Origin of the sequence: Nocardia sp. NRRL S-836 (genome assembly GCF_001279525.1) — a bacterium.
Classification (GTDB): Bacteria; Actinomycetota; Actinomycetes; order Mycobacteriales; family Pseudonocardiaceae; genus Lentzea.
Map to the genome: position 1 here is coordinate 40,699 of NZ_LGDY01000126.1, position 23,905 is coordinate 64,603.

General features: G+C 70.5%; 19 protein-coding genes. 4 read left to right on the forward strand and 15 right to left on the reverse strand.

The window, feature by feature from the left end:
* Nucleotides 1–319 precede the first annotated feature (319 nt).
* Together ADL03_RS35085 and ADL03_RS35090 are read right to left on the reverse strand one after the other, a co-directional pair.
* A complete protein-coding gene (locus tag ADL03_RS35085) occupies nt 320–1,444 on the reverse strand; it encodes a CaiB/BaiF CoA-transferase family protein (protein WP_053737909.1) in 1,125 nt (374 codons plus the stop codon).
* Nucleotides 1,441–2,577 carry an acyl-CoA dehydrogenase family protein gene (locus ADL03_RS35090; protein WP_053737910.1) on the reverse strand — a complete coding sequence of 379 codons (1,137 nt, stop codon included), beginning with the start codon at nt 2,575–2,577 and terminating at the stop codon, nt 1,441–1,443. Before ADL03_RS35090 ends, ADL03_RS35085 begins: the two co-directional genes overlap by 4 nt.
* A 107-nt stretch (nt 2,578–2,684) precedes the next feature.
* Here ADL03_RS35090 and ADL03_RS35095 point away from each other — a divergent pair, with 107 nt between their 5' ends.
* Genes ADL03_RS35095 through ADL03_RS35105 form a run of 3 tightly spaced genes read left to right on the forward strand, consistent with a single transcriptional unit; the run spans nt 2,685 to nt 6,407 of the window.
* Nucleotides 2,685–3,119: a GNAT family N-acetyltransferase gene (locus tag ADL03_RS35095; protein WP_053737911.1), complete on the forward strand. Its 435-nt coding sequence runs from the start codon at nt 2,685–2,687 to the stop codon at nt 3,117–3,119.
* 56 nt (nt 3,120–3,175) lie between these two features.
* Nucleotides 3,176–4,378 carry an acetyl-CoA C-acetyltransferase gene (locus tag ADL03_RS35100; RefSeq protein ID WP_053737912.1) on the forward strand — a complete coding sequence of 401 codons (1,203 nt, stop codon included), beginning with the start codon at nt 3,176–3,178 and terminating at the stop codon, nt 4,376–4,378.
* A 1-nt stretch (nt 4,379) separates the two neighbouring features.
* Nucleotides 4,380–6,407 (forward strand): 3-hydroxyacyl-CoA dehydrogenase NAD-binding domain-containing protein, encoded by a 2,028-nt coding sequence (locus ADL03_RS35105; protein WP_157529577.1) that lies wholly within the window; start codon nt 4,380–4,382, stop codon nt 6,405–6,407.
* Here ADL03_RS35105 and ADL03_RS35110 read toward each other — a convergent pair.
* The 5 genes from ADL03_RS35110 to ADL03_RS35130 form a co-directional block, all read right to left on the reverse strand.
* Nucleotides 6,404–7,354: an AraC family transcriptional regulator gene (locus tag ADL03_RS35110; RefSeq protein WP_053737930.1), complete on the reverse strand. Its 951-nt coding sequence runs from the start codon at nt 7,352–7,354 to the stop codon at nt 6,404–6,406. The genes ADL03_RS35105 and ADL03_RS35110 overlap by 4 nt on opposite strands.
* Before the next feature lie 223 nt (nt 7,355–7,577).
* Nucleotides 7,578–8,120, reverse strand: coding sequence for a DM13 domain-containing protein (locus ADL03_RS35115; protein WP_053737913.1), 543 nt, complete (start codon nt 8,118–8,120; stop codon nt 7,578–7,580).
* A 292-nt stretch (nt 8,121–8,412) separates the two neighbouring features.
* The gene (locus ADL03_RS35120) at nt 8,413–8,814 is read right to left on the reverse strand and encodes a hypothetical protein (protein WP_053737914.1); all 402 of its coding nucleotides are present in this window, start codon (nt 8,812–8,814) and stop codon (nt 8,413–8,415) included.
* Nucleotides 8,815–8,865: 51 nt separating this feature from the next.
* Nucleotides 8,866–9,897, reverse strand: a complete 1,032-nt coding sequence (locus tag ADL03_RS35125; protein ID WP_082373733.1) for a LacI family DNA-binding transcriptional regulator — start codon at nt 9,895–9,897, stop codon at nt 8,866–8,868.
* 73 nt (nt 9,898–9,970) lie between these two features.
* Complete coding sequence (locus ADL03_RS35130) at nt 9,971–10,993, reverse strand: GNAT family N-acetyltransferase (RefSeq protein WP_053737915.1); 1,023 nt, start codon at nt 10,991–10,993, stop codon at nt 9,971–9,973.
* Nucleotides 10,994–11,110: 117 nt separating this feature from the next.
* Between ADL03_RS35130 and ADL03_RS35135 the strand changes: the two genes are divergently transcribed.
* Nucleotides 11,111–12,310: an esterase-like activity of phytase family protein gene (locus ADL03_RS35135; RefSeq protein ID WP_053737916.1), complete on the forward strand. Its 1,200-nt coding sequence runs from the start codon at nt 11,111–11,113 to the stop codon at nt 12,308–12,310.
* A 78-nt stretch (nt 12,311–12,388) separates the two neighbouring features.
* Here ADL03_RS35135 and ADL03_RS35140 read toward each other — a convergent pair whose 3' ends face one another.
* The 8 genes from ADL03_RS35140 to ADL03_RS49980 form a co-directional block, all read right to left on the reverse strand.
* On the reverse strand, nt 12,389–13,810 hold the full coding sequence (locus ADL03_RS35140) for a GH1 family beta-glucosidase (protein WP_053737917.1): 1,422 nt from the start codon (nt 13,808–13,810) through the stop codon (nt 12,389–12,391).
* Nucleotides 13,811–13,833: 23 nt separating this feature from the next.
* The gene (locus ADL03_RS35145) at nt 13,834–14,658 is read right to left on the reverse strand and encodes a carbohydrate ABC transporter permease (RefSeq protein ID WP_053737932.1); all 825 of its coding nucleotides are present in this window, start codon (nt 14,656–14,658) and stop codon (nt 13,834–13,836) included.
* A gap of 2 nt (nt 14,659–14,660) precedes the next feature.
* Nucleotides 14,661–15,641, reverse strand: coding sequence for a carbohydrate ABC transporter permease (locus ADL03_RS35150; protein ID WP_231642664.1), 981 nt, complete (start codon nt 15,639–15,641; stop codon nt 14,661–14,663).
* Nucleotides 15,638–16,900: an ABC transporter substrate-binding protein gene (locus tag ADL03_RS35155; RefSeq protein ID WP_053737918.1), complete on the reverse strand. Its 1,263-nt coding sequence runs from the start codon at nt 16,898–16,900 to the stop codon at nt 15,638–15,640. Before ADL03_RS35155 ends, ADL03_RS35150 begins: the two co-directional genes overlap by 4 nt.
* A 417-nt stretch (nt 16,901–17,317) precedes the next feature.
* Nucleotides 17,318–19,834, reverse strand: coding sequence for an ABC transporter permease (locus ADL03_RS35160; RefSeq protein WP_053737919.1), 2,517 nt, complete (start codon nt 19,832–19,834; stop codon nt 17,318–17,320).
* A gap of 7 nt (nt 19,835–19,841) precedes the next feature.
* On the reverse strand, nt 19,842–20,600 hold the full coding sequence (locus tag ADL03_RS35165) for an ABC transporter ATP-binding protein (RefSeq protein WP_053737920.1): 759 nt from the start codon (nt 20,598–20,600) through the stop codon (nt 19,842–19,844).
* A gap of 117 nt (nt 20,601–20,717) precedes the next feature.
* On the reverse strand, nt 20,718–23,690 hold the full coding sequence (locus tag ADL03_RS35170; RefSeq protein ID WP_053737921.1) for a helix-turn-helix transcriptional regulator: 2,973 nt from the start codon (nt 23,688–23,690) through the stop codon (nt 20,718–20,720).
* A gap of 11 nt (nt 23,691–23,701) precedes the next feature.
* Nucleotides 23,702–23,905: hypothetical protein (locus tag ADL03_RS49980; RefSeq protein ID WP_231642666.1), on the reverse strand; the 204-nt coding region annotated here is incomplete at its 5' end.

The following is a 23,905-nucleotide window of genomic DNA, read 5'->3' on the forward strand; positions in this document are numbered from 1 at the left end:
GTCGCTCAGAGGTCGGGCGGCGGACCGCCCGTGTCACCCGCCATGCTCCCTCATTCACCCTTGCGATGAACAACCACCACGCCAGACAGGTCCTGGGATCAACCGCCTCAACACGCCTGCACCGGGGCACATGTCACCCGAATGGCGGCTAAAGAGGTCCCTGTCCAGCGCCGATGTCCTGGGCACGAGGTGAACGCGGAGACCCTCGCATCCCACAGCTTGGACCACACACTGTTGCACCGGGGCTCACCCGGATGCCGAACTCCCGGCATCACGCTACGTCACATCGTGGTGTCTTAATTAATATGCACCCCAGCGTTCACCCAATTACTCCTGCCCGCCGCAGTTCCGCAATTTCGGCATCCGCCACACCCATGTCGGCAAGCACCTCCCCGGTGTTCATTCCGACCTCCACGCCGGGTGCCGGAACCGTCGCCGGGGTCCGGTCGAACCGGGGTGCGGGTGCCGGCTGCGGCACGCCGGAGACGTCCACGAACGTGGCCCGCGCCGCGTTGTGGGGGTGGCGGGCCGCCTCCTCCGGCGTCAGCACCGGTGCCAGGCAGGCGTCCGTGCCGCGCGCCAGCTCCGCCCACTCGTCCCTGGTCCTGGTCTTCACCGCCGCGGCGATGCGGTCGCGCAGCTCCGGCCAGTTCGCCGGGTCGTTGCGCGACGGTGCGTCCGCCAGCCCCAGCACGCGCACCAGGTCGGCGTAGAACTTCTCCTCCAGCGCGCCGATGGCCACGTACCGCCCGTCCGCGGCCTCGTAGACGTCGTAGAACGGCACGCCGCCGTCGAGCATGTTCTCGCCGCGCCCGCCGGACCACATGCCCGCGTTCTTCATGCCGTGCAGGAACGTCGTCAGCAACGCGGCACCGTCGACCATGGCGGCGTCCACGACCTGGCCACGTCCTGACCGCTCGCGTTCGTACAGGGCCGCCAGCACGCCGAGGGCCAGCAGCAGCCCTCCCCCGCCGAAGTCGCCGAGCAGGTTGATCGGGAACGACGGCGGCCCGCCCGCGCGGCCGAGCGGTTCCAGCGCGCCCGCGACGGCGATGTAGTTGATGTCGTGCCCGGCCCGGTCGGCGAGCGGCCCGTCCTGGCCCCAGCCGGTCATGCGCCCGTAGACGAGGCGCGGGTTGCGGGCGAGGCACTGCGCGGGCCCGATGCCGAGCCGTTCGGTCACGCCCGGCCGGAAGCCCTCGACCAGGACGTCGGAGCGTTCGACCAGCCGGAGGACCAGCTCCGCGCCCTCGGGCCTGCGGGTGTCGATCGCGACGGAGCGCCGGCCGCGGCCCAGGAAGTCGCCGGGGACCGCCGGACGGCTGCCCGGCTTGTGCACCTGGACCACGTCGGCACCGAGGTCGGCGAGCACCATGCAGCCGAACGGCGCGGGCGCGAGACCGGCGAGCTCCACGACCCGCAGGCCAGCCAGGGGGCCGCTCACAGGGACCTCGCGATGATTTCCTTCATGATCTCGTTCGTGCCGCCGTAGATCCGCTGCACGCGGGCGTCGGTCCAGGCGCGGGCGATCGGGTACTCGTTCATGTAGCCGTAGCCGCCGAAGAGCTGCAGGCACTCGTCCACGACCCGGCTCAACCGGTCGCTCGCCCAGTACTTCGCCATCGCCGCGGTCGGCACGTCGAGCTCGCCGGTCAGGTGCTTCTCGATGCACTCGTCGATGAACGCCCTGGTCACGGCCGCCTCGGTGGCGCACTCGGCGAGCTTGAAGCGGGTGTTCTGGAACTTGATCAGCTCCTTGCCGAACGCCGTGCGCTCCTTCACGTACTTCAGCGTCACGTCGACGGCGGCCTCGATGCCGGCGATCGAGGCGACGCCGATGATCAGCCGTTCCTGCGGCAGCTGCTGCATGAGCTGGACGAACCCGAGGCCCTCCTGGCCGCCCAGCAGGTTCTCCGCCGGCACCCGCACGCCGTCGAAGAACAGCTCGGCGGTGTCCTGGCCCTTCATGCCGATCTTGTCGAGCACCCGGCCGCGCCGGATGTCGTGCTCGACCACGAGCAGCGAGATGCCCTGCGCGCCCTGACCCGGATCGGTCTTGGCGACCACGATGACGAGGTCGGCGTGCACGCCGTTGGTGATGAAGGTCTTGGAGCCGTCGATGACGTACTCGTCGCCGTCGCGGATCGCCTTGGTGCGGATGGCCTGCAGGTCAGAGCCCGCGCCCGGTTCCGACATGGCGATCGCGCCGACGTACTCGCCGGAGGCGAGCTTGGGCAGCCAGCGCCGCTTCTGCTCCTCGGTGCCGTAGGAGTTGAGGTAGTGGGCCACGATCCCGCTGTGCACGCTGTTGCCCCACGAGCTGTCGCCGGCCCGTGCCTGTTCTTCGAGCAGCACGGCCTCGTGCGCGAACGTGCCGCCACCGCCGCCGTACTCCTCGGGAATGCTCAGGCACAGCAGCCCGAGCTCGCCGGCCTTGCGCCACAGGTCGCGGTCGACCTGCTTCTGCTCGGCGAAGCGCTCCTGGTGCGGCACGACCTCCTTCTCCATGAACGTGCGCGCGAGCTGGCGCAACTGGTCCAGGTCGCTGTCCATCCACCGCGATCGACGCTCTCCCATGTGGTCAACGAAACCACCGGCGGGGGGTCCACGCCATGACCGCCGCGCCTGCCCGTCACCCGAAAATCTGAGCGAAAAAACCACCTCGGTTCGACAGACTGCCCGGTATGCGGATCCACCAGGCCACGCCGGACGACTGGCGGCTGTGGCGCGACGCCCGGCTCGAAGCACTCGCGAGCGACCCCGGCGGGTTCGGGTCGACGCTGGCCCGTGAGCAGGGCCGCACCGAGGACGACTGGCGGGACTCGGTCGGGCGCGGGCTCAAGCTCGTCGCGCTCGACCCCGGTCCGGTCGGGCTGGTCGGTGCGGCGGACCAGCCGGCGGGCCTGCTCCTCTACTCGATGTGGGTCCGCGACTCGCACCGCGGCAAGGGGGTCGGCGAGGCACTGGTCAAGGCCGTGCTGGCGTGGGCGGGGCAGGAAGGCTGGAAGGTCGTGCGGCTGCGCGTGTACGACGACAACCTGCCCGCGCGCCGCCTGTACGGGCGGCTCGGCTTCGTCGACGCGGACGAGCCGGAGCACATGGAGTTCCTGATGAGCTAATCGGTCACCCTTCACGGTCATGGCCAGCTCCACCCGGCCGTCCTAGCGTGAGGGGCATGAGCGAAGCCTTGATCTTCGACGCGGTGCGCACGCCGCGCGGCAGGGGGAAGCGCGGGTCGCTGCACAGCGTCCGGCCCGTCGCGCTGGCCGCCGGGGTGCTGCGCGCGCTGTCCGAGCGCAACTCCCTCGACACCTCTGCGGTGGACGACGTCGTGTTCGGCGTCGTGTCCCCGATCGGCGAGCAGGGCGGCGACATCGCCCGTGCCGCGGTGCTGGCCGCCGGCTGGGACCAGCGGCCGGCCGGTGTGCAGCTCAACCGGTTCTGCGCGTCCGGCCTGGAGTCGGTGAACCTCGCGGCCGCGAAGGTCGCCTCCGGGTTCGAGGACCTGGTCGTGGCCGGTGGCGTCGAGTCGATGTCCCGCGTGCCGATGGGGTCCGACGGCGGTGCGTGGGCGATCGACCCGGCCACCAACTTCGACCTGTCCTTCGTGCCGCAGGGCGTGTCGGCCGACCTGATCGCGACGCTGGAGGGCTTCTCCCGCACCGACGTCGACGCGTGGGCCGCCCGGTCGCACGCGCGGGCGTTCGAGGCGCAGAAGAACGGGTTCTTCGAGCGGTCCGTGGTGCCGGTGGTCGACCAGAACGGCACCGTGGTGCTCAAGGAGGACGAGACCATCCGTCCCGAGTCGACCGTGGAGTCGCTGGGGCGGTTGAAGCCGAGCTTCCAGTTCCACGGCGACCTCGGCTACGACACCGTGGCGATCGACCGCTACCCCGCCGTCGAGCGCATCAGCCACGTGCACACGCCGGGCAACTCCTCGCAGATCGTCGACGGCGCCGCGGCCATGCTGATCGGGTCCGCCGCCGCCGGGCAGGCGCTGGGGCTGACGCCGCGGGCGCGGATCGTGTCCGTCGCGGTCGTCGGCACCGAGCCGACGATCATGCTGACCGGACCCGCGCCGTCCGCGCGCAAGGCACTGGACCGGGCCGGGCTCTCGGTGGAGGACATCGACCTGTTCGAGGTCAACGAGGCGTTCTCGTCGGTGGTGCTGAAGTTCCTGCGCGACATGGACATCCCCGAGGACAAGGTCAACGTCAACGGCGGCGCGATCGCGCTGGGCCACCCGCTGGGCGCGACCGGCTGCATGATCCTGGGCACGCTGCTGGACGAGCTGGAGCGGCGGGACCTGCGCCGCGGCCTGGCCACGCTGTGCGTGGGCGGCGGCATGGGCATCGCGACGATCATCGAGAGGATCTGAGGTGCCTTTCCACTACGACAAGGACTCCGACGGCATCGTCACCCTGACGATGGACATGTCCGGCTCCGCCAACGTGATGAACGACGAGTACCGCGAGCTGATGGGCGACGCCGTCGCGAAGCTCGAAGGTGACGACATCACCGGCGTCATCATCACGTCCGCCAAGAAGACCTTCTTCGCCGGCGGCGACCTGAACGTGCTCATCGCGGTCACCCCGGAGAACGCCTCCCAGGCGCTGAAGGGCGTGGAGGAGCTCAAGGCGCAGCTGCGGCGGCTGGAGAAGCTCGGCAAGCCGGTCGTGGCCGCGATCAACGGCACCGCGCTCGGCGGCGGGTTCGAGATCGCACTCGCCGCGCACCGCCGGATCGTGCTGAACGACAACGGCATCCGCGTCGGGCTGCCCGAGGCGACGCTGGGCCTGCTGCCCGGTGGCGGCGGCGTGACGCGCATGGTGCGGCTGCTGGGCGTGCAGAAGGCGTTGCCGTTGCTCATGGAGGGCAAGCAGCTGCGGCCGGAGCGGGCGTTGCAGGCCGGGATCGTGCACCAGCTCGTGGACACGCGCGAGGAGCTGCTCTCCGAGGCCCGCGCGTGGATCAAGGCGAACCCGGCGCCCGTGCAGCCGTGGGACGTGCAGGGTGCCGGTGTGCCGGACCTGAAGTTCGGCGACCCCAACAGCTACGGCCTGCTGGGCGCGGCACCGGCCGTGCTGCGCAAGAAGTCGCACGGCGCGTACCCGGCGCCGGAGAAGATCATGGCGACGGCGGTCGAGGGCGCGTACGTCGACTTCGACACGGCGCTGAAGATCGAGGGCCGCTACTTCGTGGAGCTGGCCTCCGGTCAGGTCTCCAAGAACATGATCACGGCGTTCTGGTTCAACCTCAACGAGGTCAACGGCCGTGCGTCGGCGTCGGGCAAGCGCGTGGCCAAGCTCGGTGTGCTGGGCGCGGGCATGATGGGCGCCGGGATCGCCGAGGTGTCCGCGAAGGCCGGCATCGAGGTGGTCCTGAAGGACGTGACGCTGGAGTCGGCGCAGAAGGGCGCTCAGGGGCTGGAGGGCATCACGCCGACCGACTCCGACGCCGACCTCGCGGGCTGCGACCTGGTCATCGAGGCCGTGTTCGAGAACCGCGAGCTGAAGAACGAGGTGCTGCCCGCGGCGGAGTCCGCCGCCCTGCCGGACGCGGTGATCGCGTCCAACACCTCGACGCTGCCGATCACCGGGCTCGCGTCGGCGGTGTCCGCGCCGGAGCGGTTCATCGGCCTGCACTTCTTCTCGCCGGTGCCGAAGATGCGGCTCGTGGAGATCATCCGCGGCGAGAAGACGTCGGAGGAGACGCTGCAGCGGGCACTGGACTACGTGCGGCAGATCGGGAAGACGCCGATCGTGGTGAACGACTCGCGTGGCTTCTACACCTCGCGGACGTTCGGCACGTACGTGATCGAGGCGATCACGATGCTGGCCGAGGGCGTGGCACCGGCGCTGATCGAGAACGTGGCGAAGAAGTCCGGCATGGCGGTCGGCCCGCTGGCGGTGTCGGACGAGGTGACGCTGTCGTTGCAGCTCAAGATCCACGATCAGACGCTGGCCGACGACCCGTCGCTGGTGTCCGACAGCCCCGCCTACGACCTGATCCGCGAGATGGTCTCGCTGGGCCGCACCGGGAAGCCGGGCGGCGCGGGCTTCTACGAGTACCCCGAGGGCGGCCGCAAGTTCCTGTGGCCGGAGCTGACCACCCGGTACGCGAGGGCCGACGCCGGGGTGTCCGAACAGGACGTTCGCGACCGGCTGCTGTTCGTGCAGGCGCTGGAGACCGTGCGGTGCCTGGACGAGGGCGTGCTGACCTCCGTGGCGGACGCGAACATCGGCTCGATCTTCGGGTTCGGCTTCGCGCCGTGGAGCGGTGGCACGCTGCAGTTCATCAACTCCTACGGCGTGCAGGCGTTCGTGGAGCGGGCGGACTACCTCGCGGACACCTACGGCGAGCGGTTCCGGCCGCCGGCCTCGCTGCGGGAACGCGACAGGTTCTAGGCGCGGTAGGAGCCGGGTGAGGACCCGGTCCACCGCTTGAAGGCCCGGTGGAAGGCGCTCGCCTCGGAGAACCCGAGGCGCAGCGCCAGCTCCTCCACCGACTCGCCGCCGCGCACCAGCGACGCCACCGCCTGGTCGCGCAGCAGCTGTTCGCGCACCTCGCGGAACGACGTGCCCTCCGCGGCCAGCCGGCGGCGCAGCGTCGGCGCGGAGATGCCGAGCCGGGCCGCGACCGCCTCCAGGCCCGTGACGCCGCTGCCCAGCAGCCTGCGGACGTGCCCGGCCGTGTCGGCGCCGTAGTCCCTGCGCGACAACAGGTCCGCGGGCGAGTGCCGCAGGAACCGCTTCAGCGCCGCCTCGTCCTGGACCACCGGCATGCGCAGGAACCGCGGGTCGAACGCGATGGTCGTCTCCGGCGCGCCGAACGCCATCGGGCAGCTGAAGATCAGGTGGTACTCGCCGGCGTGCGCGGGTTCGGGGTAGGCGAAGGTGGCCTGCCGCAACGGGATGCGCCGGCCGATCAGCCACGACGAGAAGCGGTGCCACAGCACGAGCAGCGACTCGGTGAGGAAGTGGTCGGGGTCGCCGGGGACGTGCAGCCGGAAGGTGCCGTCCGTGAGCGCCAGGTCCAGCGGCTCGTCGAAGAGCGCGTAGAACGCGAGGCCGCGCCGGAGCGCGGACTCCAGGTCGGGGCAGTGCACGGCCAGCAGGCACATCATCGCGAAGGTGCCGCGTTTGGACGGGCGCGGGCCGAACCCCATGAACTCGTCGTCGAGGACCTCCCACAGCGTCTGGATCAGCCGCGTGTACTGGGCGGGCGTGACGCGGGCCCGGTCGTCGGCGAGCAGCGCGGCGGGGATGCCGGCACCGGCCAGCACCTCGGACGGCGACGGGCACGCGCGCAGTGCCGCGCGCACGTAGTGGATCGCCACGGTCCGGGTGTGCACGAACAACAGTAAACGCGGACACGCCACCGGCGGTGGCACGACCCCGGGGAGAGTGGGGGTCGTGCCACCGCCGGTGAAGGCCCACCCAGTGAGCCGTGCTCCTCGCCAATGGGGCATCCGCCCGCCCATCGGCAAGGGACGGTGTTGCGTCCTCCCAATAACGTTATGTGGTCTAGACCAGGAAAGTCAATAGCGCGAAAAGAGCAGGCGCGGCGCCGATGTTTCAGGCCTGTTCCAGCGGTGCTACGGCAAAACCCGCGGAGAAGCGCTGGCACCAGATCACGACACTGCGAATGGTGGACACGTCCACACCGGCCGGGATTTCGTACACCTGGTCGCCACGGTTTCCCTTCAGCTTGCCGAGGCTCGTGAACCCCTCACCGAACTTCTTCTCGGGCTGGGTCGAGGCGTGCGGCGAGAGGTAGACGTACAGGTCAGGGCCGTCGCTGGTGTTCAGCGCCGCGAACTGCACGGAGTGCCCGCCGCCGGGGAGCCGCACGAGGCTCGCCTTGCCGGTGGTGGCGTGTTCGAGCGAGCGCCACTGCCCGGCCGCGATCTCACGCGGCGTTTCCACGGGCGCGGAGGCGGAAACCGCGGGCGCGGTGGTCTGCGACGAAGAGCCGGACACGGGAGCGGTCGGCACGAGGAGTGCGTCGTTCGTTTCGCGGACCGTGAGCAGGCGCCACGGCTGGAACAGGTACAACCCGACGCCGAGAGCGACCACGAGGACGAGTGCGGCGGGGATCAGGAATCGACGGTGACGCATACCGAAAATACTGGCGCAAACCGGACCGGAAAGACCTTACTGAGTTGTTAAGGCCCCTGACGTGACGGCGCGGGCGACGATCGCGTGTCCGGCTCTCGCGATGTTCACCTGCACGGGTGACGCTCTGGCGTGGCGCCTGACCGGAACCGCGCTGGTGGGGCCGGTTCGGCGCCCGCCAGGATCACAGTTCAGTGACAGCGATCACTCAACCACTGGCAAAAAGGCGCCGATAAGGCAGAGGAGTGAGCGTTCTCAGGTACCCGGACCACCGGGTAACCTGCCCTGAGCGTGATCACCTGACTTCCACCCGTGAGCAATTGAGGAGGACTGCTGTGCGCGCACTGTGGGCCGCTGGTGGCTCCGCTGTGCTCGGCTCCGCGTTGCTCGGTGTACTGGTGGGGATGGCGATCCACGGCGTCTCGAACGACCCGGCCGCCAGAACCCCCGCGTCCAGCTGGATCACCACCACCCCGAGCACGGCCGTGAGCAGCACCGAGAGCACCCCGTCGGCGAGCAACGCCCCGGCGAGCACGACCAGCTCCACGCCGAGCCCGCAGCAGACGCCGAAGAGGACGACGCCACCGCCGGCGGCCACGAACCCGGCACCGCCACCCCCGGTGAGCACGACCACGACGACCACGACGACGCCGTCCGGCTGGCCGTGCAGCCCGTTGAACCCGCTGCCGCCACCCACGTGCAAGAACCTGGGCTGACGCGACTCAGCCCAGGTCGCTGCCGACCGGACTCAGGCCGACTCGCGGCGCACCAGCACCGTGGGCAGCATCTGCTTCTTGGTCTTGACCGTCTCGTCGCGCAGCAGCTTCACCAGGTGCTCGACCATGTGCTTGACCTGCTCGTCCGAGTCCTGCCGCACGGAGGTCAGCGGCGGCGAGGTGTGCTCGGCGATGGCCACGTGGTCGTCGAACCCGACCACCGCGACGTCCTGCGGCACCCGCTTGCCCGCCTCGTGCAGGGCCTCCAGCGCACCGGCGGCCATCAGGTCGGACGCCACGAACACGGCGTCCAGCCCCGGCACCTTCGCGAGCAGCGCGGTCATCGCCTTGCGGCCGCCCTCCCGCGTGAAGCCACCGTCCTCGGTGAGCCGGGCGGCACCCTTGTCGTCCAGGCCGAGCGCGGACCTGAACCCGTTCAGCCGGTCGATGGCCGACAGCTCGTCCAACGGCCCGGAGACGTGCACGATCTTCTTGCGCCCCAGCGACTTCAGGTGCTCGGTGGCCAGCACGGCGCCACCCTCGTTGTCGTTGTCGACGAGGTGCATGCCCCGCAACGACCCCCAGGGCTTGCCGGCGTACACCACCGGCAGCGGCAGCTTCTTCACGATCGAGACGAGCTCGTCGTTGCGGTGCGGTGCGAAGACGAGGGCACCGTCGACGTGCCCGCCGGCCAGGAACCGGTGGGCCCGCGCCTGGTCGTCCAGCGAGTGCACCAGCATGAGCACCATCTGCACGTCGACGTCCGCGAGCGCCCGTGCGCCGGCGCGGATCAGGCGCGCGAAGTGCGGGTCGTCGAAGATCTTGGGTTCCGGCTCGGAGAACACCACCGCGACGGCGCCGGTGCGGCGGGTCACGAGGGCGCGCGCGGCACGGTTCGGCTGGTAGCCCAGGGCGTGGACGGCGGCGTTCACGGCCTCCAGTGCCTCGGGGCTGACGCGCGGCGACGCGTTCAGCACTCGTGACGCCGTGGCGCGGGAGACCCCAGCCCTCGCGGCAACGTCTTCCAACGTCGGACGCGCGTGGATGGACACGAGCACCACCACTCCTCGATGAAAACCCTTTGAGTCGCAGGTCAGCTTAGCCGCAAGCGATCTCCGAGGAGGGGCTCCGCGCAGTTCACCGTGTTTTTTCCGCCGCGACCTGGGCAACGGCGGACTTCAGGGCACGCCCGCGGGGTGCGATCGACACCCGCAGCAGGCCGTCCTCCCGGCGTGTCGTGGCGTCGAGACCCGCCCTCGCCGCCGCCCGCACGAGGGCCTTCTCCGACGGCAGGCACCACGCCACGAGCTCGGTGAACCCGGCGGCGCGGGCGTCGCAGGCCAGTGCCGCGAGCAGCGCCGTGCCCACGCCCCTGCGCTGCCAGGCGTCCTCCACGAGCAGCGAGACCTCGGCGCAGTCCGGTGTGCCGGTGCGGATGAGCTGGCCCAGCGCGACCACCTGGTCCCCGCACTGGGCGAGGACGGTGGTGCCGCGCGGCGGGTTGAGCAGGCGGTGCAGCCAGCGGCGGGGCACCGTGCGCATGCCGGAGTGGTAGCGGTTGAACAACGTCTTCATCGAGCAGCGGGAGTGCAGGTCGCCCACGACGTCCTCGTCGGCGGACGTGCCGGGGCGCAGCACCAGGGCCACGCCGTCGTCGCTGAGCATTCCGCGCAAGGCGGGCGCCGGGGCGTCCACGAGGTCGAGCAGGGCCTGTGCCCGCGCGAGCTCGACCTGGGTGAACCGCGCCCACCCGCGCCGCGCCGCCAGTTCGCCGAGCTGCACCTGCCCCTCGCCGGCCTCGCCGTGCACCACCGAGTCGGCGGACAGCACCTGCCGCAGCGCCTCCGCGGTCCGGCCGGGATCGGCCAGTGCCATCCTGGCCGCCCGCAGCACCGCCGTCGGCTCGTCCACGAGGTCCCGCAGGTCGGCGCTGGTGATGCCGACGCACCTGGCGCCCTCGCTGCGCACGGCCTCGACGAGGTCGGCGGGCAGCACGCCCTCCCCCGCGCGCACGACGATCTCGTCGAGCACCCCGCCGGGAACGGGCATCACGTGCAGGGCGAGCACGTTGCAGTCGGCCGCCGCCAGCCGGACGGTGACGCGGGCGAGCGCGCCGGGACTGTCGCTGAGTTCGAAGCGCACGCGCCAGGTCGTCGTCATGGCGACCAGCCTTCCCGGGGCCTGTTGCGGTGACGCGACACCTCGGTAAAACCGGTCCGGCAGATCGTGTCCTCGACGCCGGACCCCGTTCACCTCGCGGCCGTAGCGTGCCGCGCCATGAGGAGAACCCTGGCCGTGGGCCTGACGATCGTGACCGTCACCGCACTGGCCACGCCCACCACCGCCGCCCCCGATCCGGCTCGTCACCCGGCCCGCGGGCAGGCCGTCCTGACGAACTTCGCCGCGCTGCCCGCCGAGACCTTCGTCCCCGGCAGCGAGCCCAGCGGCGCCGCGCTCGGCACGGCTCCGGTCAACGGCGTCACGCCGCCGTTCGCCGACCAGCCGGTCCAGGGCTTCAGCGGCCTGCTGCGCAACAGCGACGGCACGTTCGACGTCATCTCGGACAACGGCTTCGGCACCAGGGCCAACAGCGCCGACTTCCTGCTGCGCATCCACCGGATCGCCCCGGAGTTCCGGTCGGGGAACGTCGACGTGCTCGGCGGCATCACGCTCACCGACCCCGGCAACAGGATGCCGTTCCCGCTCGTGCGCGCGGACCGGGTGCTGACCGGCCAGGACCTCGACATCGAGTCGATCACCCGCACCGCCGACGGCACCTACTGGATCGGTGACGAGTTCGGCCCGTACCTGCTGCACTTCGACCGCGCCGGCCGGCTCCTCTCGGCCCCGGTCCCGCTGCCTGGCGTGCGTGCGCCGGAGAACCCGGCCGGTAGCCCCAACCTGGGCAGCAGCAAGGGTTTCGAGGCGATCACCCTCTCCCCCGACGGCAAGACGATCAACGCGCTGCTGGAGGGCACCGTCGCCGGTGACGAGCCGGGCACGCTGCGGCTGAACGAGCTCGACGTCGAGCGCAACCGGTTCACCGGAACGAGGTGGGTCTACCAGCTGGAGAACCCGGATCTCGCCATCGGTGACGCCATCGCGGTCGACCGGAACCGGCTGCTGGTCATCGAGCGCGACGGCGGCCAGGGCGCCGCCGCGCTGGTCAAGCGGATCTACCTCGCCGACAAGCGCGACCGCGACCGGGACGGCAAGCTCGACAAGACGCTGGTCGCGGACCTGCTCGACCTCGCGAACCCGAAGCACGTGGGCGGCCAGGCCGACCCGTTCCGCTTCCCGTTCACCACGATCGAGGACGTCACGATCCTCGACGACCGGACGCTGCTGGTCGCCAACGACAACAACTTCCCGTCGTCGTCGGGCCGCACGCCGGGCAAGCCGGACGACAACGAGCTCATCACCATCAGGCTGGCCGACACCCTGCACGCCGACCCGCGGGTGCTGCGCCGACGCTGAACCGGCGGGCCGAAACGAGAGAGCGCTCTCACCTGTGGACAGGCCTGTCCGCGGGTGAGAGCGCCGAAGCCCCCGGTACTAGACGGTGTAGCCGTGCGCGGGCAGGCCGTTGTTCCCGATGATCCGGGCGAACGTGGCCGCGCTCTCCTTGACGGTGCGCTGCTGCGTCTCGAAGTCGACGTGCACGATGCCGAACCGCTGCGAGTACCCGGCCGCCCACTCGAAGTTGTCGAGCAGCGACCACGCGAGGTAGCCGCGGACGTCCGCACCCGCCGAGATCGCCCGGTGCACCGCGCGCACGTGGTCCACCAGGTACCTGGTCCGCTGCACGTCCACGACGCGGCCCAGCTCGTCGACCTCGTCCGGGAACGCGGAGCCGTTCTCCGTGACCACCAGCGGGATCCCGTCGACGTGCCGCGACAGGCGCACCAGCAGCTCGGTGAACGCGTCGGCGTTCTGCTCCCACCCGAACCCGGTGAGCTCACCGCGCGGCGGCTGCATCGCGACACCGCGCAGACCGGCGTGCGGGCCCTCCGGCACGAAGTCCGGGTCGGCCGCCGCCACGCGGGTCGGGTTGTAGTAGTTGACGCCGATCCAGTCGACCGGGGTGGCGATGGTCTCCATGTCGCCGTCGCGGACCACGTTCGTCCAGTCGCCCAGCCAGCTCGTGTCCTGCAGGACGTCGAGCGGGTAGCCGCGGCCGAGCACCGGGTCGAGCAGGATGCGGTTCTGCAGCCCGTCGACCTTGCGCACGGCCTCCAGCGAGGCCTCCGACTCGTCGTCCGCCCAGATCGTGCTGAAGTTGAGCACGAGCGAGAGCCGGTGCGACTCGGGTGCCTGCGCGCGCAACGCCTGCGTGGCCAGCCCGTGGGCGAGCAACAGGTGGTGCGCCGCCTCCAGGGAGGCCACCGGGTCGGCCACGCCCGGCGCGTGGATGCCGTTGCCGTAACCCAGGAACGCCGACACCCACGGCTCGTTCAACGTCGTCCACGCCTGCACCCGGTCCCCGAGCCGCTCGTGCACGATCGCCGCGTAGTCGGCGAAGCGGTAGGCGGTGTCGCGGTTGCGCCAGCCGCCGAAGTCCTCCAGCACCTGCGGGAGGTCCCAGTGGTACAGCGTCACGAGCGGCTGAATGCCCTTGTCCAGCAGCGCGTCCACCAGCCGGTCGTAGAACGCGAGACCGCGCTCCTCGACCGCGCCGCTGCCGCCCGGCTGGATGCGCGGCCACGCCACCGAGAACCGGTAGGCGGCCAGCCCCAGCGACGCCATCAGGTCCACATCGGACTCATACCTGCGGTAGTGGTCGCAGGCGGGGTCACCGGTGTCGCCGGCGAGCACCTTGCCGGGTGTCGCGGCGAAGGTGTCCCAGATCGAGGGCCCTCGACCGTCCACTGTGGTCGATCCCTCGATCTGGAACGCCGCGGTCGCCGCTCCCCACAGGAAGTCCGGTGGGAAGCTCAGCACCTCCCGCTCGACCTCGACGTCCGAGTCGGTCGTCATTCACTCACATCCCTCTGCGGCGTTCAGCCCTTGACAGCGCCCTGCATGATGCCCCCGACGATCTGGCGGGACAGCAGGACGAAGATCGCGATCACCGGCAGCACGGCGAGCGTCGCGCCGGCCAGCATCAGCGAGTAGTCGGTGTAGTACCCGCTGGCCAGTGTCGACAGCGCGACCTGGACGGTCGGGCTGTCGTTGGGGTCGAGCACGATCAGCGGCCAGAAGAAGTCGTTCCACGACGTCATGAACGTGAACATGCCGAGCACCGCCGCCTGTGGCCGCACCGCGGGGAACCCGACGTGCCAGAACGTCCGCAGCACCGAGCACCCGTCGACCCGCGCGGCCTCGATCAGCTCGTACGGCACGGTCTCCTCGCACGCCTGGCGCATCCAGAACACCGCGAACGAGCCGATCAGCACCGGGACGATGACGGCCTGCAGCGTGCCGTACCAGTCCAGGTCCGACATCAGCATGTACAGCGGGATCACGCCCAGCTGCGTGGGCACCATGGCGGTGCCGAGCACGACCAGGAACAGCGAGTCGCGTCCCTTGAACCGCAGCCGGGCGAACGCGAAGCCCGCGAGCGTGCCGAGCACGACGTTCGAGATCGCCACGGTCGAGGCGACGATGAACGAGTTCTGCATCGCCAGCCAGAAGTCGACCGTGTCGAAGACGCGGGTGACGTTCTCGACCAGGTTGCCGCCGGGGATCAGCGGCGGCACCCGCTCGCCGAGCACCGAGTTGTCCTTCGACGCCACGATGAACGAGTAGTACAGCGGGAACACCGAGGCCACGAGCACCGCGACCAGGAACCCGTAGAGCAGCGGTCCCGCCTTCGCGCGAGTCATGATCACCCCTTCGACGCGATGCGCCGCGTCAGCGAGAAGTTGATGACCGCGACCAGCAGCACGACGATGAACAGCATCCACGCCACGGTCGCCGCGTAGCCCGCGTCGAACAGCCGGAAGCCCTTCTCGTACATGTAGAGCACGAGCGTCTGGAACTGCCGGTCCGAGCCGCCGGTGCTGTTGTTGGCGGCGAAACCGGGGTCGAACAGCGCCGGTTCCGCGAACAGCTGCAGGCCACCGATGGTCGAGGTGACGACGGTGAACAGGATGGTCGGCCGGATCGAGGGCACGGTGATGGCCCAGAACATCCGCCAGCGCGACGCACCGTCCAGGGTGGCCGACTCGTACATGTCCCTCGGCACCGACTGCATGGCGGCCAAGTACAGCAGCGCGTTGTACCCGGTCCAGCGCCACATCACCATCGACGAGACGGCGAGGTGCGAGGCCCACGTCTCCGCGCGCCAGTCGACCGGGTCGATCCCGACGAGCCCGAGCAGGTAGTTCACGATGCCGAAGTCGCGGCCGTAGAACTGCGCGAACACCAGTGCCACCGCGGCGACCGAGATGACGTTGGGCAGCAGCACGCCCGCGCGCCAGAACGCCCTGCCCCGCAGTCCCCTGTCGAGCAACGCGGCCAGGCCGAGCGCCGCGAGCAGCTGCGGCACGGTCGACAGGACGAACAGGCTGATCGTGTTGAACAGCGCGTTCCAGAAGTTCGGGTCGCCGAACAGCCGGCTGTAGTTGTCCAGGCCGACGAACCCCTGGTCACCGTCGATCAGCTGCCAGTCGTGCAGCGACACCCACGCCGTGTACAGCAGCGGGTAGAGCCCGAAGACCGCGAACACGACGAAGAACGGCGCGATGATCAGGTACGGCGTGTACCTGGCGTCCCAGCGGCTCAGCCCCAGTCGCCTGGGCTTGTCCGGAGGAGGAGGAACCGAGGCGGCCGAAGCCGCCTCGGTCTCCGCACGCGTCAACGTCACTTGACGACGTCCTGCGCTTCCTTCAACGCCTGCGTCCAGGCGTCGGCTCCGGACTGCTTGCCCTGCTCGACCCGCGTGAGCGCGGAGGCGAACACGGGGCCGACCTTCGAGTCCTTCGTGCCGCGGTAGGTGGGCTTGAGCGACTCGGCGGAGCTGGCGAAGATCTGGCCGACCGGCGCGGAGTTGAAGTACTCGTTGACCGTGGCCTGCACCTCGGCGTCCTGGTAGACCTTGGGCTGGCTGGGCAGGTTGCCGGTCTCCTTGAAGATCCGCTTCTGCTGCTCGGGGGCGGTCAGCCACCTGGCCAGCTCGTAGGCCTCCTTGGGGTGCTTGCCCTGCTTCGGGATCGCGAGGAACGACCCGCCCCAGTTGCCGCCACCGCCGGGCGCCGTCGTGACGTCCCACTTGCCGGCCGCACCGTCACCGGCACCGGCCTTGATGAGCGCGAGCGCCCAGGCGGGGCAGGTGGTGGTGGCGAACGAGCCCTGCTTCAGCGCGACGTTCCACTCCTGGCTGAACGGCTCCAGCGCGCCGGTCTGCTGCTTGGTGCCCAGCGCCGCCGCGGTGTCGAACGCGGTCTTGACCTTGTCGTTCTTCTCCGCGATGTAGGAGTCGTCCTTCGCGAAGTAGCCCTCCTCGGTCTGGTCGAGGATGGCCTTGTAGACGTTGCGGCCGGTGTCGACGAACTTCACGCCCGGCGTCTTGGCCGTGAACTGGTCGGCGACCTTCGCGTAGTCCGCCCACGTCGGCCACAGCTTCGCGACCTCGGTGCGGTCGGTCGGCAGGCCGGCCGCCGCGAACAGGTCGCTGCGGTAGCACAGGCCCAGGCTGCCCATGTCGGTGCCGAGGCCCACGACGAACTCGCCGTTGTCGGCGGTGCCCTGGTTCCACTTCCAGTCGGCCCACTGCGACTTCAGGTCCTTGGCGCCGTAGTCGGCGAGGTTCACGAACTTGTCCTTGGAGGCGCGGAACTGGCTGACCACGCCCTCCTCCAGCGCGACGATGTCCGCGGCACCGCGGCCACCCGCCAGCTGCGTGGCGAGCTGCGTGTTGTGCTGCTCCATCTTGACCTTGCGCTGCTCGATCTTGACGTTCTGATGCGAGGCCATGTACTCCTCGATCAGCTTGTCGTAGCCGAAGTCGGAGAACAGGCCCAGTGACAGCTCGATCTTGCCGTCAGCCTCGGAACTCCCGCCGCATCCCGCGGCCAGAACCAGCACGAGGGTCGCAGCGGTGCTGCCGACCAGCCTTCTGTTCATCCGTCCTCCTCGACGGCGCCGTAGGCGCATGTGAACCACGGTGAGAGCGCTCTCACACTCAACTGGAGAGCGGCCGCTGTCAAGCGGTCGACATCGTTCCGTAACTTTGTGGAGGCGGGCAACAAAAACCTGTGCCGGGATCGTCCTGTGCCCCGATCGAGACCACGCGGGAGCGCGCGAACGAGAAGAGGGACGACCGGGCCCTCGCTCCGGTCGTCCCTCTCATCCCAGGTAGAGGGCATTGCGACGAAAAAATGACGCCCGCTCCCAAGATTTTTTTCCGCGTGCCCTCGACACAGCGGAGGCCCGGCGCCCCGACGGCACCGGACCTCCACCGATCCCCGGTCGTGCGGCCCCTGTTCCGCACGTCCGGCCCGCCCGGTCCGGGGCCCCGACCCCCGGTTCCGGACGAACGTCCTACGCCTCCGCCATGCCCGCGACCACGGAGTTCTTCGCCGCCCGGCGTGCGGGCAGTGCGGCCGCGACGACCGCCGCGACCACGGCCAGGCCGAGCATGATGCCGATCTGGCCGAACGGGACGGAGAAGCTGATCTGGAACTCGTCGTTGGAGATCGCCTCGACCAGCAGCCACCCGAACCCGGCGCCGAGCAGGACGCCCACGACCGCGCCGATCAGCGCCATCAGGATCGACTCGACCACCAGCATCTGCCGCAGCTGGCCCCTGGTGAGGCCCAGGGCCCGCAGCAACGCCGACTCGCGGGTCCGTTCCAGGACCGAGAGCGTCAGCGTGTTCGCGATGCCGAACAGGGCGATGACCAGCGCCAGGCCGACGAGCGCCCAGATGAAGAGCAGGATCTGGTCGATCTGGGCGTTGAGCTCGGCCTTCGTCTCGGCGGCGGAGTTCAGCACCGCGACCGGCGAGGTGGCGATGACGCGTTCCAGGTCGGCCCGCGCGGTCGCGACGTCGGTGCCCGGCGCGAGCTTGACCAGCAGCTTCCCGTACCCCTTCGGTGCCTCCTTCAGCACCGAGGTGGCCGAGGGCAGCGTCACGATGCCCGTGCCGAAGCTGCTGTCCTTGAGCAGCGCGACGACCGTGAAGTCCTTGCCGCCGAGCTTCAGCGGCGAGCCGACCGAGAGGCCCGCTTCCTTGGCCTCCTTCTCGCGCATCGCGATCTCGTTGTCCTTGAGCGCGGTCAACGGCCCGGTGGTCGTCTGCGCCCGCACCAGCGACCCGATCGCGTCCGCCGGGTAGCCGGTCACGTAGGCGTACGGCAGCTGCGGCGACTCGGTGGACGCGGTGAGCTCCGGCGCGACCTTCGCGACGTTGCGGACCTTCGCGAGCTCGTCGGCGAACTTCTGCGTGAGCGGCTGGCTGTAGACGCTCGACGTGACCTCGTAGTCGGACGGGAACTGCTCGTCGACCTTCTTGTTCATCGTCTCGCGGCCGCTGCCGGCCACGACCGTCACCATCGCCACGATGGTCACGCCGATCATCAGCGCCGCCGTGGTCGCGGCCGTGCGCTTGGGGTTGCGGCCCGCGTTGGCCGAGGCCAGCTTGGCCGGGACACCGCGCAGCACCTTGCCGAACAGGCGGTTGACCGGGCCCACGTAGAGCGGGCCGAGGAGCAGGACCGCGAACAGCAGCACCATCGTGGCGCCGCCGGTGATGAACAGCGCGGGCTCCTCCTTCTCCTGCTGCAGGCCGAGGTAGACGGCGGCACCGCCGACCAGCGCGACCAGGGTGGCGACCGCGATGCGGACCTTGCCGGTGCGGGCGACGTCGTCGTGGCTGTCGGGCTGCGAGCGCAGCGCGGCGACCGGTGCGACCTTCGTGGCGCGGCGGGCCGGCAGCACGGCCGACAGCACGGTCACGACGACACCGACGCCGAAGCCGGCGGCGATGGTCACCCACGAGATCGGCAGGCGGATCGCGACGTCGTCGCCGCTCGGGCCGCCGACCGTGCCCACCAGTGCCTGCAGGCCGGCCGAGACGCCGAGACCGCCGAGGATGCCGAGCACGGACGCCGCGAGCCCCATGAAGACCGCTTCGGCGAGCACGCTGCGGAACACCTGGCCGCGTTCGGCGCCGACGCAGCGCAGCAGCGCGAGCTCCTTGGTGCGCTGGGCGACCAGGATCGTGAAGGTGTTGTAGATGACCATGCCCGCGACGACGAGCGAGATCGCGGCGAACGCGAGCAGAAACGTCTTGATCTCCGCGGCGGCGTCACCGACCTGCGCCAGCGTCTCCTGGGTCAGCTGCTCACCGGTCTGCACGTTGTAGTTCGCACCGATGACGGCCTTGATGTTGTCCACGAGCTGCTGCTGGGACACACCGTCCTTCGCGACGGCGACGATCTCGTAGACGCGCTGCTTGGGGATGACCGTGCGCAGGCCCTCCGGCGACACCACGACGTGGTCGCTGCCGGACATCGAGATGCTGCTCGCGCCCTGCTGGTAGGTGCCGACGATGGTGAACGCGTGCTCGGCGTTGTCCTCGTCGAGCAGCTTGAGCTTGTCGCCGACCTTGAGCTTCGCGATCTGCGCGGTCTTGACGTCGACGGAGGCCTCGTCGGCCTTGGCCGGGTACCTGCCGTCTTCAAGGTTGAAGTCGCGCAGCTTCTCCGTGGTCGGCAACGGCTGGACCAGCGCGTTGCGCGCCTTGCCGTCGCCGCCGAGCAGTGCCGCGCTGCCGAACTCGCGGGAGTCCGCGCCGGCCACGCCGTTCGTGGCGCGGATCTTCTCCACGAAACCGGCCGGGATGCCGTTGTCCCGGTCGGGGCTGTTGTCGGACAGGTGCACCGCCGCGTCCACGTTGCGGGCGCTGCGGGCGAAGTTGTCCCTGGTCTGTTCGCCGACGGCGTCGCCGAGCACGAGCGTGCCCGTCACGAACGCGACGCCGAGCGCGATGGCGATGCTGGACAGCACCAGCCGCGCCGTGCGGGCGCGCAGGCCCGCGAGGATCGTCTTCAGCATCGCTTGCTCACGCCCCCAGGTGCGTGAGGGCGTTCACGACGGACTCGGTGGTGGGCTGGTGGATCTCACCGGCGAGGCGGCCGTCGGCGAGCAGCACCACGCGGTCGGCGTAGCTGGCGGCCACCGGGTCGTGCGTCACCATGATCACGGTCTGGCCCAGCTTGCGCACCGACATGCGCAGGAAGTCGAGGACCTCGGCACCGCTGCGCGAGTCCAGGTTGCCGGTCGGCTCGTCGGCGAAGATGACCTCGGGACGGGCGACGAGCGCACGGGCGCACGCCACGCGCTGCTGCTGGCCACCGGACAGCTCGGTCGGGCGGTGGGTGAGGCGGTCGCGCAGCCCCAGGACGTTGACGATGGTGTCGAACCACTCCTTGTCCGGCTTGCGGCCGGCCAGTTCGAGGCCCAGCAGGATGTTCTGCTCCGCGGTCAGCGTCGGCAGCAGGTTGAACGCCTGGAAGACGAAGCCGACGCGGTCGCGGCGCAGCTTGGTGAGGTCCTTGTCGTTCAGCTTCGTGATCTCGGTCTGTCCGATGTGGATCGCGCCGCTGTCCACGGTGTCCAGTCCGGCGAGGCAGTGCATCAGCGTCGACTTGCCCGAGCCCGACGGGCCCATGATGGCGGTGAAGCGGCCCGCCTGGAACGCCACGTTGATGCCGTCGAGAGCCCGCACGGCGGTGTCACCCCTGCCGTAGACCTTCACCAGGTTGTGGGCCGCCGCGGCGGTCGTGCCGACCGCTCCCACCTCGGACACCAGTGCAGACATGTCGCTTGCCTTCCTCGCAGGGGAGTTCCGTGCTTGACGAGGAAGAAGCTATTTCGGCGTCCCGTGCGCGGACATCAACTCCGCGACGCGTTCCGCATCAGCCTGGAGGATGACAACCTACGGGGTTTCGAGCAGACCCCGGTCGTACGCGATCGCGACGGCCTCCGCACGCCGGGAGGCCCCCAGCTTGGCCATGATCCGCGAGAAGTGCACGGACACGGTCTTCTCGCTGATGTAGAGCTCCTCGCCGACCTCGCGGTTGGTGCGCCCGGTGGCCACCAGTTCGAGCACGGCGCGTTCCCGTGGGGTGAACAGGTCGACCTGCTCGCGCACCGGCGCGTCCGCCCTGAGGGTGATCCGGGCCCGTTTCGCGACCGCGGCCACGGCGTCCGCGAGCGGTTTCGCGCCGAGCTTCGTGGCCGTCTCGTCGGCTTTGCGCAGCTCGTCGGCCGCCTCGTCCCTGCGGTCGGCGCCGAGCAACGCCTCCGCGCGCCGCCACCGGCACAGCGCCTGCTCGAAGACGAGGCCGTAGCCGAACCCGTCGACGGCCGCCTGCCACAGGTCCGGGTCGCCGGGGCCGTCGAGCCGGCTCTCCTCGGCCTGCGACCGCGCCAGCCAGGCGCGGCCCTCCGGTCCGAGCGTGCCGGTGCGCGGGACGCCGTTGCGCGCGGTCAGCCGCACGTGCTCGGCCAGCTCGCGGCCCCGCGCGATCGCCTCCCGCTCGGCGGCCGCGTCCCGCTTGCGGCGTGCCTTGGCGGCGATGTCGGCGTGGGCGACGACGCCGATCGCGCCGATGCGGATGTCGCCCAGCGCCCACGGCCCGCCCAGCTTGCGGGTCCACTCCAGCACGTCGGTGACCCGTTCGACCGCCAGCTCCGGCCGGCCGCGCCACAGCGCGAGCTCGCCGCCGGTGCCGCCGGTGATCAGCGCGATCTGGATGTCGCGGTGCCAGTCGCTGCGCAGCTTCGTGATCACCCGCTCGGACTCGGCCAGCTCGCCGCGCCCCACGGTGAGGTGCGTGTTCGCCGCCCGCAACCGCGCCAGCACCGTGGAGGACACCGACATGCCGGGCGGTTCGCTCGCCCACGCCGCGTACGCCCAGTCGCCCAGGTAGTAGTGCACGAGCACCTGGAAGATGCGGATCTCCAGGCCGAACATGCTCCAGGTCAGCCCGGTCTGCTGGGCCCGCTCCCCCGCCTCGTTGTAGACGCGGGCGGCCTCCTTCAGCTCGCCGTGGTCGTAGTGCATCAGCCCGAGGTAGTACCAGGCGCGCAGCTCGGTGTTGACCGCGCCGACCTCCCGCGCGACCTCGATCGCGCGCTCGAAGTGCTCCCGCGCCTGCTCGCGCCGGTCGAGGTAGTCGTCGAGGATGCCGAGCGTGCCGAGCGCGTCGGCCACGGCACCGGGCGCGTTCGCCTTCTGCCCGTCCGCGATGGCGAGCTCGGCCGCCTCGCGCGCGTCGGCCTCCCGCCGCTGCTGCCGCAGCAGGGACGCCTTGCCCGCCAGCACACGGGCGCGCGTGGGGCTCGCCTCCCGGTCGTGGACGAGCTCCCACGCCGCCATCATGACCTGGTGGTGCTCCAGCTCGTTGCCGTCCAGGATGGACAGCGCCTGCGCGAGCCGCAGCAACACCTCCGCCGCGGCCTCCGGCGACTGCCCGCCGAGCGCTTTCTTCGCACTGCGCCCGAACGCCACCGACCGCTCCGGCTGCCCCGCCGTGCCGGCGACCCAGGACGCCCTGCGCAGCAGCGTCGCTTCGTCCACATCGGACGGACGGTCGGCGGCGGGCACGGCGTTCCACAGGTTGAGCGCCATCTCCAGGTGCTGCAACGACTCCGCGGGCGCACCCGCGCGTTCGGCCTCCTTGGCGGCCTGGATGAACGCCGTGAGCGCCTGCCCGTGGTCGTGGCTCTGGAACGCGTGGTGGGCGAGCGCCGCGGCCGCACCGCGTTCGTCGAGGTGCTGGGCGAGGTGGCGCGCGTACGCGGCGTGCAGCCGAACCCGTTCGCCCGGAAGGAGATCGCCGTAGACGGCCTCCCGCAGCAGCGCGTGCCGGAACGTGTAGACCTCGTCGTCGTGCACGACGAGCAGGTGGTGCTGGACGAGCTCGCGCAGCGCGGTGTCGAGCGCGATGTCGCTCATGCCCGCGACCTCCTTGAGCCGCTCGTGCCGCACCCGCCGCCCCCTGACCGACGCGACGCGGACGACGTGCTGCGCCTCCGGGCTCAGCTGCTCGACCCGGCTCAGCAACACGTCGGCGAGGGCACTGGGGAGCGACCGGTCGTCACACGTCGCCACGGCGATGAGCTCCTCGGCGAAGAACGCGTTGCCCTCCGACCGTTCCGCGACCTGCCCGACGACGTCCTCCGGCAGGTCGTCGCTCAACGCCTCGACGAACCGGCGCGCGTCCGCGGCGTTGAAGGGCGCGAGGTCGAGCCGTTCGACGGCGGGCAGCCGCACCAGCTCGGACAGCAGGGGCCGCAACGGATGGCTGCGGTGCAGGTCGTCACCGCGGTAGGTGCCGACGACGAGCAACCGCTGGGACTTCAAGCGGGACAACAGGAACGACAACAGGTACCGCGTCGACGCGTCCGCCCAGTGCAGGTCCTCGACCACCAGCAGCACCCGCTGCCGCTCCGACAGCTCGCCGAGCAACCCGAGCACCGCGTCGAACAACTGCAGCTGCCCGACGTCCTGCTCCGGCCGGCGACCGGGGATGAGACTCGGCGCCAGCATCGCCCCGGTACCGGGCTCCCGTTCGGCCGGAAGCGCGAGCTGCGGCAGGAGCATCGCCAACGCCGGCCAGTTCGCGGTCTCGGTCTTCAACCGGCTGAGCGCCTCGGCGAACGGCAGGTACGGCAACCCCGTCTCCCCCGCGTCGAGGCACCGTCCCAAGAGGACCAGCGTGTCCGGCGCGTCCGCGGCCAGCTCGTCGATCAGCCTCGTCTTGCCCACCCCCGCGTCCCCGGCGAGCAGCACCGCGCCCGCGACACCGTTGCCGGCCTGGGCGAGGGCGGCGCGCAGCCGGGCCAGTTCGCGGTCGCGCGCGACCAGGGGAATTCCGGAACCTAGGCGTGCCACGACAGGCATGCTCGCACACCTCACGGGCTGGTGCCGCTGGGTTTCGTGGAGGTGCGGTGGATCACGCGGTGCAGCCAGGAAGGGGTGGATGGGTGGTGGTTGTGCTGTCGGTCGCGGGAGTGCTGCCAGTTGTGGTGGGCGGTTGCTCGGCGGTAGGCGATTTCGGCTTTGAGGGCTTCTGGGGTCCATTCGGTCATGGAGGTGAGGGTGGTGCTGAGGGGGTG